Raw genomic sequence first — 18,168 nt, 5'->3', positions numbered from 1 at the left:
TCACGGCTCCCTGAGCCGAGCGGCGACCGGGACGTCGACCAGCGCCTGGTAGACGACCTGGCGCAACTGGGTGCGCAGCGGGTAGGTGCTCGACGGGCGGAGCTGGGTGAAGAAGACGGCGGTCAGCTCCTCGGCCGGATCCACCCAGAACGCGGTGCTCGCCGCCCCGCCCCAGGCGTACTCGCCGGCCGCCGACGGGGTACTGGCCGCGGCCGGGTCGAGCAGCACGGCGAAGCCGAGGCCGAAGCCGACGCCGCGGAACGGCATCTCGGCGTGCACCGGGCGGCCGTAGGTCTCCAGGTCGACACCGCCGGGCAGGTGGTTGCGGGTCATCAGGGCGAGGGTGCGGGTGCCGAGCAGCCGGGTGCCGTCGAGCTCACCGCCGCGGAGCAGGAACTGGGTGAACCGGTGGTAGTCGGCCGCGGTGCTGACCAGGCCGCCGCCGCCGGACAGGAAGGTGGGCGGGTGGTCCGGCGCCCGGCCGAGCAGCGGGTCGGGCACGGCGCGCCCGGACTCCGGGTCGGCGACGTAGAGGGCGGCCAGCTTGTCCTTGGCATCGGCGCCGACCCAGAACGACGTGTCGGTCATGCCGAGGGGTGCCAGCACGCGTTCGGCGAGGAACTGGTCGAGCGGCTTGCCGGACAGCACCTCGACCAGGCGGCCGAGAACGTCGGAGGCCACCGAGTAGTTCCACTCCGCGCCGGGCTGGAACAGCAGCGGCAGCTCGGCCCAGCGCGCGCAGCAGTCGGCGAGGGTGAGGCCGGTGCCCGCGCTCCATTCGAACCCCGCGGCCCGGTACATCGCGTCGACCGGGTGCGTGTGCAGGAAGCCGTAGGTCAGGCCCGCGGTGTGGGTGAGCAGGTGCCACACCCGGATCGGCTCGGTGGCCGGCACGGTCGTCGGGCGCAGCGCCGATCCCATGGTGTAGACCCGCATGTCGGCGAACTCGGGCAGCCAGCGCGCGATCGGATCGGTGAGCAGGAACGCGCCCTCCTCGTAGAGCGTCATGGCGGCCACCGAGGTGATCGGCTTGGTCATCGAGTGGATCCGCCACCGGGTGTCGAGCTCGACCGGCAGTCCCGCCGCCAGGTCCCGCTGTCCGTACCGGGTCAGGTGCACGATCTGGCCGCGCCGGGCGACGAGCATGAGCCAGCCGGGCAGCTGTCCGTCGTCGACATAGCGCGCGAGCAGCCGGTCGATGCGCTCAAGCCGTACCGGGTCGAACCCGAGCTCGGCCGGATCCACTGTGACCGTCAGCGCCGTCATCCGTTGCCTCCCAACCGTTGAAACTAGAATTGAATTCAACTACACATATGCCCGTGACGATCGCACCGGGAAACGGGTTGTTCGGCGTGCGCGGCAAGACCGTGCTGGTGACCGGCGGCACGCGCGGGATCGGACTGATGATCGCCCGCGGCTTCGTCGAGGCGGGCGCGACCGTGGTCATCTCCTCCCGCAAGCCCGACGCCTGCGCCAAGGCCGAGGCCGAGCTGGCCGAGCTGGGCAGCTGCGTCGCGCACCCGGCCGATCTGTCCACTGAGGACGGTCTGGCCGGGCTGACGGCCCGGCTGGCGGAGCTGACGCCGCGGCTCGACGTGCTGGTCAACAACGCCGGTGCGGCCTGGGGCGCGCCGCTCGGCGAGTTCCCCGACTCGGCCTTCGACAAGGTGCTCAACCTCAACGTGAAGGCGGTGTTCTCGCTGACCCAACGGCTGCTGCCGGCACTGCGCGCGGCGGCCAGCCCCGACGACCCGGCCCGCGTGATCAACATCGGCTCGATCGACGGCCTGGTCCGCTCCTGGTCGGACAACTACTCCTACGTTGCCAGCAAGGCCGCCGTGCACATGCTGACCCGGAAGCTGGCCGCCACCCTCGCGCCCGAACACATCACGGTCAACGCGATCGCCCCCGGTCCGTTCCCGAGCAAGATGACCGCATGGGCGCTGGACGATCCGGACCTGCGGGCGGGCGTGATCGGCGGTGTTCCGCTCGGCCGGCTGGGCACTCCGGAGGACATCGCCGGCACGGCCATCTTCCTGGCCGCGCGGGCCGGCGCCTACCTGACCGGAACCGTGATACCGGTCGACGGCGGCATCAGCGGCACCCGGTGACCCACCACAGGTTCGGGTGATCATGGCCCCCTTCAAGGAGATTCTGAGCTGCGACGAGCTCGGCCAGGACCGGTTCCGGTTCGCCGCCGTGCCCAGCGAGCTGCCGAGGACGTTCGGCGGCCAGGTCGTCGCCCAGGCCCTGATGGCGGCGGCGCGGACGGTGGCCGCCGAGTACCCGGTGCACTCCGTGCACGGCTACTTCCTCGCGCCGGGCCGGCCGGACGAACCGAGCGAACACCAGGTGATCCGGATCCGGGACGGCGGCAGCTTCCGGGTCCGGCAGGTCAACGTGGTCCAGGCCGATCGGCCGATCTTCACGATGACGGCCTCGTTCCACCGCGGCGACGAGGGTTTCTCGCATCAGATCGGCATGCCGCAGGAGCTGACCCCGGACGAGATCGCCGAGCTGGACCTGGTCAGTGGCCGGACGATGCGGCGGCTGCCGGACTGGCACGACTGGGAGATGCGGTTGGCGCCCCGCCCGGCGGACGCCGCACCGGTGCCGGCGGTGCAGCGGCTGTGGATCCGGCACGTCCCGCCACTGCCCGACGACCCGGTCCAGCACGCCTGTGCGCTTGCCTACCTCAGCGACATGGCCATGCTGCGCGCGGCCCGGCTGCCCCATCCCCGCCGGGCCATCCAGGGCGCCTCGCTGGACCACGCGATCTGGTTCCTGCGCCCGGTCCGGGTGGACCAGTGGCTGCTCTACGACCAGGCGTCGCCGTCGGCGGAGCTGGGCCGGGCGCTGACCCAGGGCCGGTTGTTCGACGCCCGCGGGGCGTTGGTGGCGGTGACCACCCAGGAGGGCGTGTTCCGCATCGACCGCACCGCACCTGCCGATATCCCCCAACGAAAGTAGCCTACCGTCATGTCCACTCAGTACCGTCTCGACGGGCGCATCGCGATCATCCGGCTGGACAACCCACCGGTCAACGGTCTCGGGCACGCCACCCGTGCTGGCATCGTGCGCGACCTGCGGCGGGCGCTGGACGACGATGGCGTCGACGCGGTCGTGCTCACCGGCCGGCCGGGTTTCTTCTCCGCCGGTGCGGACATCACCGAGTTCGGCACCGCCAAGGCCGGCGCGGAACCGAACCTGGGCCAGGTCATCGCCGCGCTCGAGGAGGCCGCGAAGCCGGTGGTGGCCGCGATCGACGGGAACTGTCTCGGCGGCGGGCTCGAGCTCGCGCTGGCCACCCACTATCGGGTGGCCGGCGAGGGAAGCAAGCTCGGGCTGCCCGAGGTGAACCTGGGCCTGGTGCCCGGGGCCGGGGGAACCCAGCGGCTGCCCCGGGTGCTGGCCGTCCGGGTGGCCGCCGAGATGATCACCAGCGGAAACCCGCGCACCGCGGCGGAACTCGGCGCCGTTGCGGGGCAGCGGCTGCTCGACCGGGTGGTGGCCGGCGACGTGGTGGCCGCCGCGGTCGGGTTCGCCACCGAGATCGCCGGCGTGCGGCCGCTGCCCCGGGTGCGGGACCGGGACGTCGAGCCCGGCGCGGCCGAGGGGCTGGCCGCCGTGCGCGACCGGCTGCACGCCCGGGCCCGCGGGTTCGAGGCCCCGCAGGCCGCGCTCGACCTGGTGGCGACCGCGACCACGGCGCCGGTGGACGAGGGGTTGACCGCCGAGCGCGACACGTTCCTCCGGCTGGTGGGCAGCGCGCAGTCGGCCGCGATGCGGTACGCCTTCTTCGCCGAACGGGCCGCGCGCAAGATCCCGGACGTGCCGGCCGGCACACCCGCCCGGCCGGTCGATGCGGTGGGGGTGATCGGCGCCGGCACGATGGGCGGCGGCATCGCGATGAACTTCCTCAACGTGGGCATCCCGGTCACGATCCTGGACGCCGACCAAGCCGCGCTGGACCGCGGGATCGGTGTGGTCCGGCGGAACTATCAGGTCCAGGTGGACCGGGGGAAGCTGACGCCGGAGCGGCTCGAGGAGCTGATGGGCCGGCTGACCCCGGCCCTGGACTACGCCGCGCTCGGCGGAGCCGACCTGATCATCGAGGCGGTCTTCGAGGACATGGCGGTCAAGCACGCGGTGTTCGGCCGGCTCGACGAGGTGGCCAGGCCGGGTGCGATCCTGGCGTCCAACACGTCCACATTGGACATCGATGAGATCGCCGCGCGGACCGGGCGACCGCAGGACGTGGTCGGAATGCACTTCTTCAGCCCGGCCAACGTGATGCGCCTGCTCGAGGTGGTGCGCGGGGCCCGGACCTCCGACGAGGTACTGGTCTCCGCGCTCGCGGTGGGGCAGCGGATCGGCAAGACCGGCGTGGTGTCCGGGGTGTGCGACGGCTTCATCGGCAACCGGATGCTGGCCGGCTACCGGGACGCGGCCATGGCCCTGCTCCGGGCCGGCGCCACGCCGTCTGATGTGGACGATGCGATCGAGGCTTTCGGCTTCGCCATGGGCCCGTTCCGGGTGGGTGACCTGGCCGGCAACGACATCGGCTGGGCGATCCGCAAGCGCCGCTACGCCGAGGATCCGGCACTGCCCCGGGACGAGATCGCCGACGCCCTGTGCGAGTTGGGCCGGTTCGGCCAGAAGACCGGAGCCGGCTGGTACGACTACCCGTCCGGCCGCACCCCGGTCGCCAGCCCGGTCGTGACCGAGCTGCTGGAGAAATACTGGCAGCAGAACGAAGTCCGGCCGACCACCCCCGATCCAGAGGAGATCGCCCACCGGCTGGTGTTCGCCCTGACCGACGCCGGCGCCCACATCCTGGCCGAGGGCATCGCCCAACGCGCCTCCGACATCGACGTGGTCTACCTGTCCGGCTACGGCTTCCCCCGCTACCGTGGCGGCCCCATGTGGTACGCCGACCACATCGGCCTGCCCACGGTTCTGGACTCGCTGCGCCGGTTCCACGGCGACGACGGCTGGACCCCTGCTCCCCTGCTGACCGAACTGGCCGGCTCCGGCGGCACCTTCACCGGCCAGCGCTGAACACCTACGGCAGCACCTTCCCGATCTTTGCCTGGATCTGCGCCGCACGGCCCGGGTTTCCGATGCGGTCGAACAGATCCGCGGCGAGCTGCCAGGCCGTGACCGCCTCGGCCGCCTCACCGGCCGCCAGGTGCACGTCGCCGAGCACGTCGCCGGCATGGGCCTCGGCGGACACGTTCTGCGTGTCGCGGCAGACCTGCACGGCCTGCCGCGCGTAGTCGACGGCGTCCGGTTGGGTCCGTTCGCTGGCGATCTCGGCCAGCGTCACCCACGCCTGCACGGTGATCTCCAGATCCGGGATCGCCTCGGCGATGAGCAACGCCTGCTGGGCATAGGCCATGGCGCTATGCAGCTCACCTTGGTCACGGTGGACCGCGCCGAATACGGCGAAGGTGCTGGCCTGGGCCGACTGGTCGCCGATGCGCTCGGCGAACCATTTGGCCTGGTGCAGATTGAACAGCGCGTCGCCGTGCCGCTGCAAGGTGCGCAGTGCCGCACCGATCTGGCAGTGCGACCAGGCCAGACCCGCCTCGTCACCTATCTGTCTGGCGATCTCCAGACAGCGCTCGTAGAGATCCACCGCGCCGGCCGGGTTTCCGCGTTGCATCTGGAGCCGGCCCAAGTGGTACAGCGTGGTGGCCTGCGCCCGCTCGTTCCCGTCGGCCTGCGCATGGCGCAGGCTGGTCTCCAGACAGCGCTGCGCTTCGGCGTGGTCGCCGAGAATCATGCACACCTTGCTGAGGCCCTCGAGCGAGGACATCTCACCCTCGCGATGCCCGGCGGCTCTGGCCGCCGCTACCGCCAGCTCGAGAACCGTTCGGCTGTCCTGGTAGAAGCCGTGCCGGTCGAAGTAGATCACCACGGTGTCGGCCAGCCGCCAGGCGTAGTCGTGGTAGTGGCCGGCGGCGAACTGGATCGCGGCGATGAGGTTGAAGCGCTCCCGGTCGAACCAGGAGGCTGCCTGTGCGGCACTGGTGAACCCGAGCGGCTCGACACCGGGCTCGGCCGGAAGTCCGTCGAGGGTCAACCGGTGTGGATAGAGCATCCGGTTGGCGTGCTCGGCGGAGTGCAGATAGAAGGTCAGCATCCGCCGCTCCGCGGCCGAGCGCTGCTCGGCCGGCTCGTCGCGCTCGGCGCAGCTGGCCGCGTACTCCCGGAGGAGATCGTGGAACCGGGAGCGGTCGAGGATCACGGGCCGTTCCAGCAGGTGCGCGCCGACCAGCGTGCCAAAGCTCTGCTTGGTCTCCATGGGCGTTCGGCCATCGCACGCGCGCGCGACGTCGATGCCGATCTCGGAGCCGGGGTGCAGACCGAGCAGGCGGAACAGCCGTCGTTCGGGCGGCGCCAAGCGTTGATAGGACAGGGAGAACACGGTGTGGACGGTGGCCGATCCGTCGCCGTGGTCGCCGATGTCCTGGAGCAGCGCGCGGCGGTCCAGGTGCCGGGCGAACCCGGGAATCTGCTGGACTCCCAGTGCGGCGATCTGGTCGGCCAGGATCGTGATCGCCACTGGTAGGCCGCCGCACAGGCGCACCAGGTGGTCCTGGTCCTCCGGACCGATGTGCCGGTCCTTGAGTGGGGCGGTCAGCAGTGCGGCGGCCTCGGCGTCCGGCATGGGTTCCACCCGGACCCGGCGGGTCGCGGTGCCGATGCTCAGGTTGGTCAGCCGCTGCCGGCTGGTCACGATGACCACGCAGCTGGTCAGCAGCGGGATCAGATCCTTCACCTGTTCGGTACCACGGGCATTGTCCAGGACCACCAACATTCGGCGGCGTCCGGTCAGCAGCCGGCTCAGCGCGAGCCTGCGGGACCGCGGGTCCACGCTGCGGTCGGGTGGGTGGCCGAGTGCGCTCAGGAACTCATCGACCACTGTGGACGGTGGGACCGGAGCATCGTCGGAGAAACCGTTGAGGTTGATGAAGAGCTGGCCGTCCGGGAACCGGTGCTGAGCGAGGTGGGCCCAGTGCACCGCGAGGGCGGTCTTGCCGACCCCGGGGATCCCGTCCAGGACCACCACGCAACCGGTGGATTCCTCGGCGGTTTTGGTCGTCGTCCTGAGATCCAGCTCCTGGAGCAGGCCGGCGCGGCCGACGAAGTGGTCGACGTCGTGCGGGAGCTGGCGGGGCGGCGCCGCCGGTTCGGGCAGGCTGAGCGGGTCGGGTTTGCCCGCCCGGTTGCGCAGGTTCTCCTGATGGCGGCGCAGGTGGTCGGCTGCCGGCTCGTCGCCGTTGTCGAGTAGCCAGCGGCGGAATTCGAAGTAGTAGGCGTCGGACTCGGCGGTGCGGGAAAGTCCATGGAGTGCGGTCATCCGCAGCTCCGCGAGGCTGATGGCGTGCGGGTACTCCTCCTGCAGGTCGTTGAGCCGGCCGAGCACCTCGCCGTACTCGTTCAAGGTCAGCTGTACCTCGAGCTGAAGCGTGTTGGCCGGCAGGTACTCGTCGTGCAGCAGCCGGATGCGCCGGGTCTCGGCTCGTGGTCCGGAAAGGTCGTCCAGCGGGCGGCCGCGCCACAGGTCGATCGCCTGCACGGCAAGGACAACAGCATCCCGGGACCGGCCGTCCTGCAGCACGGCACGGACATCGGCCATCCGATCACGGAACCGGTAGAGATCGATCTCTGCCCGGTCGACCTCGAGCCGGTACGCGCCGTCGTCTGCGGCCAGGACGGAGTGCGCTTCCGCGTTGGGAAGACACCGTCGGATGCGGGTGGCGTAGCTCTGCAGTGTCGCCATGGGATGGCGCGGCGCCGTCTCCTCGTCCGGCCATATCCATTCCTTCAGTGTCGCAACCGAAACCCGGCGGTTCGGGTGGATCAACAATGCGCCCAGGAATGCGCGCAACTGCGGCGCGCCCCAGCCCTCGTCGACGATGCCGTCGACACGTAAAGCGGTTCGTCCGAGAATGCCAAAAGCAGTGTCCACCACCATCTCCCCTGGCCGACCTGCACACAACCCCTCGAGTGTCTGGCACCGTGACCTGATCGTTTCACGACTTGTGACTTTCCGAAATCTCCTTGTTACCTTGCGTAGTTCGTTCGGAGTAATGACCGTCTCTTGCAAGGTGATTGAAAGTCCGGAGCACTTTGCTGATCTTGGGTTGGCACGGTCCGTCGGGCTGCCCAATTGTTGTCAAATTTCGTGATGAATTGACCGGTCCGCTGACCGGGAACAGTCCTGCGCGCGGAACGGTCGCCGTCAGGTCGCACCCCCATGCTGGTCGTAGGTACCCGACTGGAGACCTGTGGGGAGGTGGTCGGTGATGGGAGAGGCGGTCTGGCTGAACGGACCGGTAGGCGCGGGCTCGGAGCACCGTGTCTTACTTCTCGGACTGCGCACCGTCGTGGTGGTGGTGGTGTTCACCGTGCCGCCCGGCTTGAGCGGGGTGGCACCGGGTGGAGCGGCGATGGACGGAGCCGACGCGATGCCGGGTTCGGCGGCCGGGGACGGCGCAGCGGTGCACAATTCGGTGGCCGGGGCGGAACTGGGGACCACCGTTCAGGCCGGGGTGATCCACGGCGGGGTTCACGTGCACGTGACGCGGCGCGGGTCCTGATACGGAACGCAGTTTTTCGATTCCACGATATGTTGCCAAATACAGGACATTACGGCGTTATCGCTGCTCCGCGACCCGGCAGCATGATCGGAACTACAACGTTGGCATTTGTCCATTGTTCACAGTAGAGTGCCCCGGGTGAAACAAGCTACGTCACCGGGACGGACCGCCCGGACGCCCGCACACGCGGTGGCGTTGGTCGCCGTCCTCGCACTGTCTGTGTCACCTGCAAGCTCGTCCGATGGTGACCTCTTATACGCGTCCTACAACCGCGAAGACGCGCACGACTACCACGACGTGCGCCCGGTCGGCATCCGGACCAACGCACATGATTATCACGGAGTGCAATGTGCACCAGGCGGACCCGCTGCCGGCGCGGTGTCGGTGTAGGTCGCACATCGTTCCGTGTGATCCCGGCAGAAATGCCGTCAGGCCGCTGGCGGGGGGCGGCATAGCGTCGAAGGCGTGGTCGATTACATGACGTCCGGCGCCGGGGGCTTTCAGGTCGTGCAGGAGGAACTGCACGGCGCCGTTCGGGAACTGCCCAACCAGGCCAAGGTCCTCGACGACACCCGGCAGGCGCTGGTGGCCCGCCAGGTTCCGGCCAGTGCCTTCGCCAACGTCGATGCGTCCGCACAGGCCGGCGCCGCGCATGCTCGCACGGTGGAGGACAACGCCCGGGCGTTGGCCGCGTCGCGCGCCGAGCTCGACCGGATCATCAGCGAGATGCGGGGCACAGCCGCCACCGTCCGCGACTGGGACAAGGCCAAGGCCGACCAGCAGGTCGCCCAGGGCGCCGACCGGATCCAAGCCGGCGGCGACGGGAGTGCCGGGGATGGCTCGGCCGGTCGGCCCACCCCGGCCATGCTGAACGAGGCGAACCGGCAGAAGGTCGCCGACGCGCGCGATCAGGAACGGCAGGTGCTGGACGAGCTGCGCCAGGGGATGTCGCTGCACCACCAGGGATCTGAGGCGGACCGCGCCCGGGCCATCGCTGATTCCGAGCAGCGGATCCAGGTGTACGACCACCTGCTCGCCGGCGACGCCAAGATCCTGCGGTTCGATCCCGCCGGCGACGGCCGGATCGTGACCGCCGTCGGCGAGCTCAACGCCGACACCCGCAACGTCGCGGTGTTCATGCCCGGCGCCGACAACAGCATGAACACGTACCCCTACCAGGAGGAGATGGCCCGCACCTTCGTCGACCGCGGCGACGCGGCGGGCGGGATCACCTCGGTCGTCTGGATGGACGGCAGCTTCCCACCTGTGCGTGACCCCGGCTCCCTGCGGCCGCTTCATCTGGACGGTCTCATGCTCACGTCGGCCGAGCAGCTCGGCGCGGATGTGCGCCAGTTCGTCAACACCGAGCTGCGCCCCATGGTCGGAGCGGACACCCGGGTCTCGGTGATCGCGCACAGCTACGCCGGCGCCGCCCTCGGGTTCGCCGATCGGGCCGGTCTGAACGCCGATGCCGCCTACTATCTCGCGGTTCCCGGCATCGGAATTCCCGATCCGGCCAACCTCAGCAACGACTATGGCACCGTCCGTTATGCGACGGTCGCGCCGAACGACCCGGTCGGGCTTTTCCAGGGCGGGTGGTTCCACGGCGCGAGCCCGGCCGACATCCCAGGCGTAGTAGTTCTCGATGCCGGTCGGGACCGGGAAAACAACGTGGTGAGCATGTGGGACGTGCACAACAGCATGTACGACCCGGGCTCCGAATCATGGGTCAACGTCTACAACGTGATCACCAACTGGCCGGACGTCACGGCCACACCCTGAGCGCCCCTGGTGGGGACGGCGCTAGGACGGTGAGCCGGCTTCCAACTGGGCGAGGAGGGCCTTGGCTTGTTCGGCGTGCGGGGGTTCGGAGAGCACGTCGTAGCGGGTGGCGACGATCTGGGTGGTTGAGGTGAAGTCGCGCTGGCCGCGGAGGGAGGCGTAACCGGCGGCGGCGAAGGCCATGCCGAACAGGGCGCCGGTGACGAGGCCGATCAGCAGCGGCGTGAAGAAGTCGCCGGTGCTGAACAGCGCGAGCAGGAGGCCGACCCAGAGGCCGAGCCAGGCGCCCGACGCGGCGCCGCCGGCGAGGACCCGGGCCCAGGTCAGGCGGGCGGTCACGCGTTCCACCACCATCGGGTCGACGCCGACGATGGTCACGTGCCGCACCGGAAAGTCGTTGTCGGCCAGGTAGTCCACCGCACGCTGCGCTCCGGCGTAGGTGGCGTAGGAACCGACCGGCCAGCCGCTCGGCGGCGTCGGCAGACCGGCCAGGCCCGGGGAGGCGAACTTGGTCCTCGTGGTCGTCGGTGTAGTCATGGTGCGGTACCTCCAGACGATGTCCGTTCGACAAGTACCCACCCCGGACCCGGTCGAATCCTCTACGCGTCCCCGCGGACTCCGCGGATCAGGTTCCGGAACCACAGCGCGCTGGACTTCGGGGTCCGCTCCTGCGTCTCGTAGTCGACCCGGATCAGGCCGAACCGCTTGGCGAAGCCGTAGGCCCACTCGAAGTTGTCCATGAGGGTCCAGACGAAGTAGCCGCGGATGTCGGCACCGTCCTGCCGGGCCTTGGCCACCGCGGCGATGTGTGCGGACAGGTAGGCGATCCGCTGCTCGTCGTCGATCGAGCCGTTCTCGTCCGGTACGTCCTCGAAGGCGGCGCCGTTCTCGGTGACCACCAGCGGAATCCCGGGGTAGTCGCGGCTGAGCCGGACCAGCAGGTCGGTGAACCCCTCGGGCACGATCTCCCAGTTCATCGCGGTCACCGGGCGCCCGGTGGTGACCGATCGTTCCACCGGGAGACCGGCCGCGTCGAACCGGTTGCCCGCACTGTCCACACCGGACACGTAGGAGGCGAAGTAGTAGTTCACGCCGAGCACGTCGAACGGGGTGGCGATGATGTCCAGATCGCCGTCCTGGACCGGAATGTGCACCCCGCGCGCGGCCAGGTCGTCGAGCACGTCGGCCGGGTAGCGGCCGCGGGTCAACGGGTCCAGCCAGATGCGCACGCCGAGGCCGTCGGCCCGGCGGGCCGCGTCCCGGTCGGCCTCGCTGTCGGTCGCCGGGAGCACGTGGCCGGTGTTCAGCGTGATGCCCAGCTCGACCGGCCGGCTCGCCGCCTCGCGGATCCGGCGGGTGCCGAGGCCATGGCCGAGCAGCAGGTGGTGTGCCGCGTGGATCGCGGCCGAGAAGTCCTGCCGGCCGGGAGCCTGCCGGCCGATGTGGTAGCCGAGCATGGCTGAGCACCATGGCTCGTTCAACGTGGTCCAGCAGCGCACCCGGTCGCCAAGCCGGTCGAACACCAGCATCGCGTAGTCGGCGAACCGGTAGGCGGTGTCCCGCACCGGCCAGCCGCCCGCGTCCTCCAGTTCCTGCGGCAGATCCCAGTGGTAGAGCGTGAGCCACGGGTCGATGCCGGCGCCGAGCAGCTCGTCCACCAGCCGGTCGTAGAACGCCATCCCGGCCGGGTTCACCGGGCCCTTGCCGCCCGGCTGCACCCGCGGCCAGGCCACCGAGAACCGGTAGGTGTCGATGTCCAGCTCGCGCATCAGCGCGACGTCCTCGGGCATCCGGTGGTAGTGGTCGCAGGCCACGTCTCCGATGTCGCCGCCGTCGATCGCGCCCGGCACCCGGCAGTAGGTGTCCCAGATGGACGGTCCGCGGCCGTCCTCGTCGACGGCGCCCTCGATCTGGTATGCCGACGTGGCCACCCCCCACCGGAAGGACGCCGGCAGGCTCGCGATCAGCTCGCGCTCGGCCTCGGCACCCACCAGTGCAGCAGTCGTGTCCAAGATCCCATCCTCCTCCGTGTCGACCCTACGACAGGGCACCCCTCCGCACGCGTTCGGCGTGCAGCCAACAGGCGACGGTCCGGCCGGGCCCGGCGTCGTCGGCCGGCACGGCCAGCTCCGGAACCGACACCGCGCACGGGTCGAACGCGCGCGGGCAGCGTGGATGGAACGTGCACCCGGTCGGCATGTTGCGCAGGTCCGGCGGCGAGCCGGGAATCCCGACCCGCTCGCGGCGCGGGCCGCGCAGCGCGGGGAACGAGCTCAGCAGCCCGGTGCTGTACGGGTGCAGCGAGTCGCGGTACAGGTCGGCGGCCGGGGCCGTCTCCACGATCCGCCCGCCGTACATGATCGCGATCCGGTCGGCGAACTCCACCAGCAGCGACAGATCGTGCGTGATGAACAGCACGGAGAACCCGACGTCCGCCCGCAGTGCGCGCAACTGGGCGAGAATCTGCCGCTGTACCACCACATCCAGCGCCGTGGTCGGCTCGTCCAGCACCACGACCCGCGGTTCGAGGGCCAGCGCCATGGCGATCATCACCCGTTGCCGCATCCCGCCGGAGAGCTGGTGCGGGTAGGCGTCCAGCCGGTCGGCGCTGATCCCCACCAGATCCAGCAGCTCCCGGGCCCGCCGCCTGCGCCCCGCCCCGGTGGTCCCTGGCCGGTGCGCGGCCAGCACGTCGCACAGCTGCATGGCCACCGTGTGCACCGGGTTGAGCGAGTTCATCGCGCCCTGGAACACGATCGACACCTCGGCCCAGCGCAGCCGGCGCAGTGCCGCGGGGGACAGGGTGAGCACGTCCACCGGCGCTCCGGCGCCCGGGTGGTAGGTCACCGTGCCGGACCGGATCACCCCGGGCGGCGGGAGCAGCCGCAGCATTGCGTAGGCCAGCGTGGACTTTCCGCTGCCGCTTTCCCCGGCCAGGCCCAACACCTCGCCGCGGTGCAGGGTGAGGTCGACCGACCGGACGGCCCGGACCGCCTGCTCGCCGAGCCCGTAGTCCACGGTCAGGTCGCTGATCTCCAGCACCGGCGCGCCGATCACGCCTTCACCTCCGGAATGACCGGGGTGAGCCCAACCTTGCCGGTGGACACGTTGCGCAGCCGCGGGTTGACGAACTCGTCGATCCCGAAGTTCAACAGTGCCAGGCCGGTGCCGAGCAGGGCGATGGCAAGACCGGCCGGCACGAACCACCACCAGGCGCCCTGGGCGAGCGCCTGCTGGCTCTGCGCCCAGAACAGGATCGTGCCCCAGTTCCATTCGGAGACACCGGAGATCCCGATGAACGCGAGGGCGATCTCGGACAGCACCGCGAAGATCACTGTGTCGACGAACCGGGCCGCGATCACGGCGGTCAGGTTCGGCAACAGCTCGAAACCGATGATCCGCCAGGTCGGCTCGCCGACCGCGCGGGCCGCCTCGGTGAAGTCCCGGCGGCGCAGGGACATCGTCTGCGCACGCAGCACCCGGGCGCTCCATGGCCAGGTGGTTGCGCCGAGCACGAGTGCGATGGTCAGGTCGTCGGCGTCTTCGATGATCGTGGCGATCATGATCACCAGCAGCAGCACCGGGATGACCAGGACCACGTTGGACAGCACGGAAAGCAGCTCACCGGCCACGCCCGGCAGATAGCCCGACGTGACGCCGATGACCACGGCGAGCACGGTGGCGACCAGGCCGGCGACCAGCCCGACGAACAGCACGCTGCGGGCACCGACCAGCATCTGGCTCAGGATGTCCTGTCCGAGGTGGGTGGTGCCCAGCCAGTGCGCGGCCGACGGCGGGGCAACCAGGTCGGGGCCGCGGGCCGACGGGTCGTAGGGCGCGATCATCGGCCCGATCGCCGCCAGCAGGCCGAAGCACCCGAGGATCACCAGGCCGATCCCGGCCTTCCGGTTGGCGATGAACCGCAACCGGCGGCGCCGCACCGGCGGGACCACGGCGCTGGGCGGCTCGGGTGCGATCGCGGCGATGTCCGCGGTGGGCAGGGCCATCGGTTAGCCCTCCCTGCGGGTTCGGGGATCGAGCAGCATGTACACGAGGTCGGCGAACAGGTTCGCGACCAGCACGGACAGCGTGAGGATCAGGAAGATGCCCTGCAGCAGCGGGTAGTCCTTGGCGCCGACCGCCTGGAACAGCTGGTACCCGACCCCGGGGTAGGAGAACACGATCTCAACCAGCAGCGTGCCGCCGACGATGAGGCCGAGCTGCAGCGCGAAGCCGGACACGTTGGGCAGCAGGGCGTTGCGCGCGGCGTAGCCGACCATCACCCGGCGCTCGGGCAGCCCCTTGGCGTGCGCAACGGTGATGTAGTCCTCGGCGTTCACGGTGATCATCATGTTCCGCATCGAGAGCACCCAGCCGCTCATCGAGGTGATCAGGATGGTCAGCGCGGGCAGCAGGGTGTGCTGGACCGCGCTGCCGATGAACGCCCAGTCCCAGGACGGAATCACACCCGGGTCGAACCCGCCGGAGGCCGGGAACGGTCCGCCCGGGCCGGCCAGCAGCGCGATGGCGATCAGGCCGAGCCAGAAGTACGGGATCGAGGAGAGGAACGTGGTGACCGGCAGCAGCGCGTCGGTCCAGGAGCCGCGCCGCCACCCGGCAAGTACGCCGAGTCCGGTGCCCAGCAGGAAGGCCGTCACGGTGGTGAAGCCGACCAGAGCGAGCGTCCACGGCAGGCTGTCCGAGATCACCTCGGACACCGGGGTGGGGAAGAACGTGAAGGACAGCCCGAGATCGCCGCGCAGCAGCTGGCCCCAGTAGCCGGTGTACTGCTCAAGTAGGCTCTGTTCCTTGTCCAGGCCGAACAGGATGTACAGCGACTGGATGGCGTCGGTGTCCAGTTGCCCCTGCGCCCGGCTGATCAGCGACTGCACCGGGTCGCCCGGCATCAGCCGGGGGATGAGGAAGTTCAGGGTTATCGCGGCCCACGCGGTGAACAGGTAGAAACCTAGGCGGCGCAGGACAAAACTCACGAGCGGTCCGCCTCCCCGTACAGCCAGCAGGCGGCCCAGTGGCCGGCCTGGTCCGGGAGATCGAACCGGGGCGGGACGTCGGTCCGGCAGATCGCGAGCACGTGCGGGCAGCGCGGGTGGAACCGGCACCCGGCCGGCGGGTCGATCAGGCTGGGCGGCTCGCCGACCGCTTCCTCGGCGGGACCGGTGGTGTGGCCGGCGATCCGGTCCGGGTCCGGCGCGGAGTCGATCAACAGCCGGGTGTACGGGTGCGCCGCGTGCTGGGTGACGGTCTCGCTGTCGCCGCCCTCGACCACCCGGCCGGCATACATCACCAGCATCTCGTCGGCGAAGTAGCGGGCGGAGGCGATGTCGTGGGTGATGTAGAGGATGGCCAGGTTCAGCCGGTTTCGCAGGTCCTGCAACAGGTTCAGCACACCGAGCCGGATCGACACGTCCAGCATGGAGACCGGTTCGTCGGCCAGCAGCACCTCCGGCCGGGCGGCCAGTGCCCGGGCGATGGCCACCCGCTGCCGCTGCCCGCCGGACAGCTCGTGCGGGAACTTGTCCAGGTACCGCTCGGGCGGGGTGAGCTGCACCTGGGTCAGCAGGTCGCCCGGCGTCGCCGCGGACCGGTGGATGCGCAGCGCCCGGATCAGGTGGTAGCCCACGGTGTGCGCGGGGTTGAGCGAGGAGAACGGATCCTGGAAGACCAGCTGCACCTTCCGGCAGTAGGCCCGGAACCGCCGGCCGCCGCGGACCGACACCGGGCGGCCGTGCAGCCGGATCACGCCGGAGGTGCTGTGCTGGAGCTGGGCGAGCAGGCGCGCGACCGTGGACTTTCCCGAGCCGGACTCGCCCACCATCGCGGTGACCCGGCCGCGGCACAGCTCCAGGTCCACGTCGTCGACGGCGTGCACATGGCGGTGCCGCCGGGCGACCAGCTCGCTGACCCGGCGGCGCACCCGGAAGTGCTTGGTGAGACCCGCCGCGTCCAGCACCACGTCGGTGGTGCCGGACGCGGCGGGGGCTTCCGTCACCGTCATGCCGGCCGCAACTGCAGGATGATGTCCACCGCGTTGATCAGGGTCGGCTGGGCAGGGGCGTACGGGTTCGCGTCGTCCGGCCACCCGACCCAGTTCTTCGTGCTGTACACGCCGCCGCCGTTGGCCGCGGAGGTCGGGATCATCGGCATCTGCTCGATCATGATCTTCTGCAGCCGGTTCATCGCGACGGTTCGGGCCGCGTCGTCGGTCGCGTTGGCGTACTGCTCGAGCGCCGCCGTCGCCTCGGCATTGCGGTAGCGGCCCCAGTTCCCGTTCACGCCGGACGTTCCGACCGGCTTGTACAGGGCACCGTCCATGACGGACTGGTAGATGTCGTACGGGGTGGCGCCGTTGTTGGTCCAGTGCATGGCGCCCTCGAACTGGCCGGTGTCGATGTTCTCGGTCCACACGTCCTGGTTCGCCTTGTCCACCTTGGCCTCGATGCCGATGGTGGCCAGGTTCTCCTTGATGATCTCAAGGTCGGTGATGTAGTCCGACCAGCCGGCCGGGTTGGACAGGGTGATGGTGACCGGTTTGCCGGTCGGGTCGGTCAGCTTGTTGCCGTCGAGCTTGAACCCGGCGGCGGTCAGCTCGCGCTTGGCGCCCTCGACGTCCACCGTGACCGTCTTGCCCTTGTACTCGGGGGCGATGAACTTCTCCCCGGCCGGCGTGGGGATGCCGGTGATGTTGTCCACCTTGGGGTAGAAGTACCCGGCCTCGCCCTGCACGAAGATGTCGTCCCGGTTGATCACCATGGCCATCGCCCGGCGCAGCGCCGGGTTGTCGAACGGCGCGCGTTCGGTGTTGAGGAACAGGCCGTGCACACCGAGCACCGCGGGGAACCAGATCTTGTGGTTGGCCGGGTCCTTGTCCACGTAGACGGCCTTGTAGTTCGGGATGAACACGAAGCTCCACTCGGCCGACCCGTTGGCCAGCGCGGTGGTCTGCGCGTTGTTGTCGGTGTAGGAGGTGTACCGCAGCTCCCGGACCTTCGGCAGGTCCTGCCAGTACTCGTCCCGGCGGACCAGCGTGGTGGTCTGCGGGGTGAACGACTTCAGCGTGTAGGGGCCGGTGCCGACCGGCTGCTTGATCGGATCCTTGGCCGGGTCGGCGATCTGTGACCAGAGATGCTGCGGCACCACGGTGCTGGACAGGATCTTGACCTGGTTGACGTACTGCGGCTTGGTGAAGCTGACGGTGACCTGGTTGCCGTTCTGCGACACGGCGTCGAACGGGATCGCGTCGACGTTGATCGCGGGCGTCCGCTTCAACAGGTCGAAGGTGTAGGCCACGTCGGCGGCGGTCATCGGCTTGCCGTCGGACCACTTCACGTTGTCCCGGATGGTCAGGGTGACCGACTTCCAGTCGGCCGACCACTCCCACTTGGTGGCCAGCCACGGCTTTCCGGGCTGGTCCGGCTTGACCGCGTTGGTCATCACCAGCGGCTCGTAGATCACCCGGCGGTAGCCGAGCGAGGCGCCGGCCGACGAGCCGAGGAACGGGTTGTGGTTCTCGGTCTGCGGACCGTTCGGCATGCCGATGTTCAGCACGTCGGTGGCGGCTTGCTGCGGGTCGTCACTTCCGCTGCCGCACGCGGCGAGGATCGTGACACCCAGGGTGGCCGCGGCGGCGAGCGCGGCGAGACGGCGAATCCGCATCGATTCCTCCTCGGAGACAGGGAGAGGAGAGAGGTCTGGCCGGAGCCGAGTCAACCGGGGTGAGCCAGGTCACGTCAATAACGTCTCGATAACGAAACCA

14 protein-coding genes are annotated in these 18,168 nt (G+C 69.9%); 5 read left to right on the top strand and 9 right to left on the bottom strand.

Annotation, left to right across the window (positions count from 1 at the left end; translation table 11 throughout):
- Nucleotides 1-1,266 carry a serine hydrolase domain-containing protein gene (locus VFV67_RS07415; RefSeq protein WP_326468255.1) on the bottom strand — a complete coding sequence of 422 codons (1,266 nt, stop codon included), beginning with the start codon at nucleotides 1,264-1,266 and terminating at the stop codon, nucleotides 1-3.
- Nucleotides 1,267-1,319: 53 nt separating this feature from the next.
- Between VFV67_RS07415 and VFV67_RS07410 the strand changes: the two genes are divergently transcribed.
- The 3 genes from VFV67_RS07410 to VFV67_RS07400 are packed head-to-tail and all read left to right on the top strand — an operon-like array spanning nucleotide 1,320 to nucleotide 5,061.
- On the top strand, nucleotides 1,320-2,111 hold the full coding sequence (locus VFV67_RS07410; protein ID WP_326468254.1) for an SDR family oxidoreductase: 792 nt from the start codon (nucleotides 1,320-1,322) through the stop codon (nucleotides 2,109-2,111).
- Nucleotides 2,112-2,133: 22 nt separating this feature from the next.
- Nucleotides 2,134-2,970 (top strand): acyl-CoA thioesterase II, encoded by an 837-nt coding sequence (locus VFV67_RS07405; protein WP_326468252.1) that lies wholly within the window; start codon nucleotides 2,134-2,136, stop codon nucleotides 2,968-2,970.
- 9 nt (nucleotides 2,971-2,979) lie between these two features.
- Complete coding sequence (locus VFV67_RS07400; RefSeq protein ID WP_326468251.1) at nucleotides 2,980-5,061, top strand: 3-hydroxyacyl-CoA dehydrogenase NAD-binding domain-containing protein; 2,082 nt, start codon at nucleotides 2,980-2,982, stop codon at nucleotides 5,059-5,061.
- 4 nt (nucleotides 5,062-5,065) lie between these two features.
- Here VFV67_RS07400 and VFV67_RS07395 read toward each other — a convergent pair whose 3' ends face one another.
- Complete coding sequence (locus VFV67_RS07395; protein ID WP_326468249.1) at nucleotides 5,066-7,981, bottom strand: ATP-binding protein; 2,916 nt, start codon at nucleotides 7,979-7,981, stop codon at nucleotides 5,066-5,068.
- Between the two features lie 337 nt (nucleotides 7,982-8,318).
- Here VFV67_RS07395 and VFV67_RS07390 point away from each other — a divergent pair, with 337 nt between their 5' ends.
- Complete coding sequence (locus VFV67_RS07390) at nucleotides 8,319-8,612, top strand: hypothetical protein (RefSeq protein WP_326468247.1); 294 nt, start codon at nucleotides 8,319-8,321, stop codon at nucleotides 8,610-8,612.
- A 465-nt stretch (nucleotides 8,613-9,077) separates the two neighbouring features.
- Nucleotides 9,078-10,394, top strand: coding sequence for a hypothetical protein (locus VFV67_RS07385; protein WP_326468246.1), 1,317 nt, complete (start codon nucleotides 9,078-9,080; stop codon nucleotides 10,392-10,394).
- A 21-nt stretch (nucleotides 10,395-10,415) separates the two neighbouring features.
- Here the strand turns inward: VFV67_RS07385 and VFV67_RS07380 are convergent, their stop codons facing one another.
- The 7 genes from VFV67_RS07380 to VFV67_RS07350 all read right to left on the bottom strand — a co-directional run bounded on the left by VFV67_RS07380 (nucleotide 10,416) and on the right by VFV67_RS07350 (nucleotide 18,068).
- Nucleotides 10,416-10,931 (bottom strand): general stress protein, encoded by a 516-nt coding sequence (locus VFV67_RS07380; protein WP_326468244.1) that lies wholly within the window; start codon nucleotides 10,929-10,931, stop codon nucleotides 10,416-10,418.
- Nucleotides 10,932-10,993: 62 nt separating this feature from the next.
- On the bottom strand, nucleotides 10,994-12,409 hold the full coding sequence (locus VFV67_RS07375) for a GH1 family beta-glucosidase (protein ID WP_326468284.1): 1,416 nt from the start codon (nucleotides 12,407-12,409) through the stop codon (nucleotides 10,994-10,996).
- Nucleotides 12,410-12,431: 22 nt separating this feature from the next.
- A complete protein-coding gene (locus tag VFV67_RS07370) occupies nucleotides 12,432-13,451 on the bottom strand; it encodes an ABC transporter ATP-binding protein (protein WP_326468242.1) in 1,020 nt (339 codons plus the stop codon).
- On the bottom strand, nucleotides 13,448-14,401 hold the full coding sequence (locus VFV67_RS07365) for an ABC transporter permease (RefSeq protein ID WP_326468241.1): 954 nt from the start codon (nucleotides 14,399-14,401) through the stop codon (nucleotides 13,448-13,450). The genes VFV67_RS07370 and VFV67_RS07365 overlap by 4 nt, the downstream gene beginning before the upstream one ends.
- A gap of 3 nt (nucleotides 14,402-14,404) precedes the next feature.
- Nucleotides 14,405-15,385, bottom strand: coding sequence for an ABC transporter permease (locus tag VFV67_RS07360; RefSeq protein ID WP_326468240.1), 981 nt, complete (start codon nucleotides 15,383-15,385; stop codon nucleotides 14,405-14,407).
- A complete protein-coding gene (locus VFV67_RS07355) occupies nucleotides 15,382-16,410 on the bottom strand; it encodes an ABC transporter ATP-binding protein (RefSeq protein WP_326468239.1) in 1,029 nt (342 codons plus the stop codon). Before VFV67_RS07355 ends, VFV67_RS07360 begins: the two co-directional genes overlap by 4 nt.
- Entirely contained in the window at nucleotides 16,407-18,068 is a 1,662-nt protein-coding gene (locus tag VFV67_RS07350) for an ABC transporter substrate-binding protein (RefSeq protein ID WP_326468237.1), read from the bottom strand. The genes VFV67_RS07355 and VFV67_RS07350 overlap by 4 nt, the downstream gene beginning before the upstream one ends.
- Nucleotides 18,069-18,168 lie beyond the last annotated feature (100 nt).

This window comes from Actinophytocola sp. (genome assembly GCF_035762905.1).
Taxonomy (GTDB): Bacteria; Actinomycetota; Actinomycetes; order Mycobacteriales; family Pseudonocardiaceae; genus DASYTH01.
Note: the sequence above shows the minus strand (reverse complement) of the source record. Positions and strands in the feature narration are given on the sequence as shown.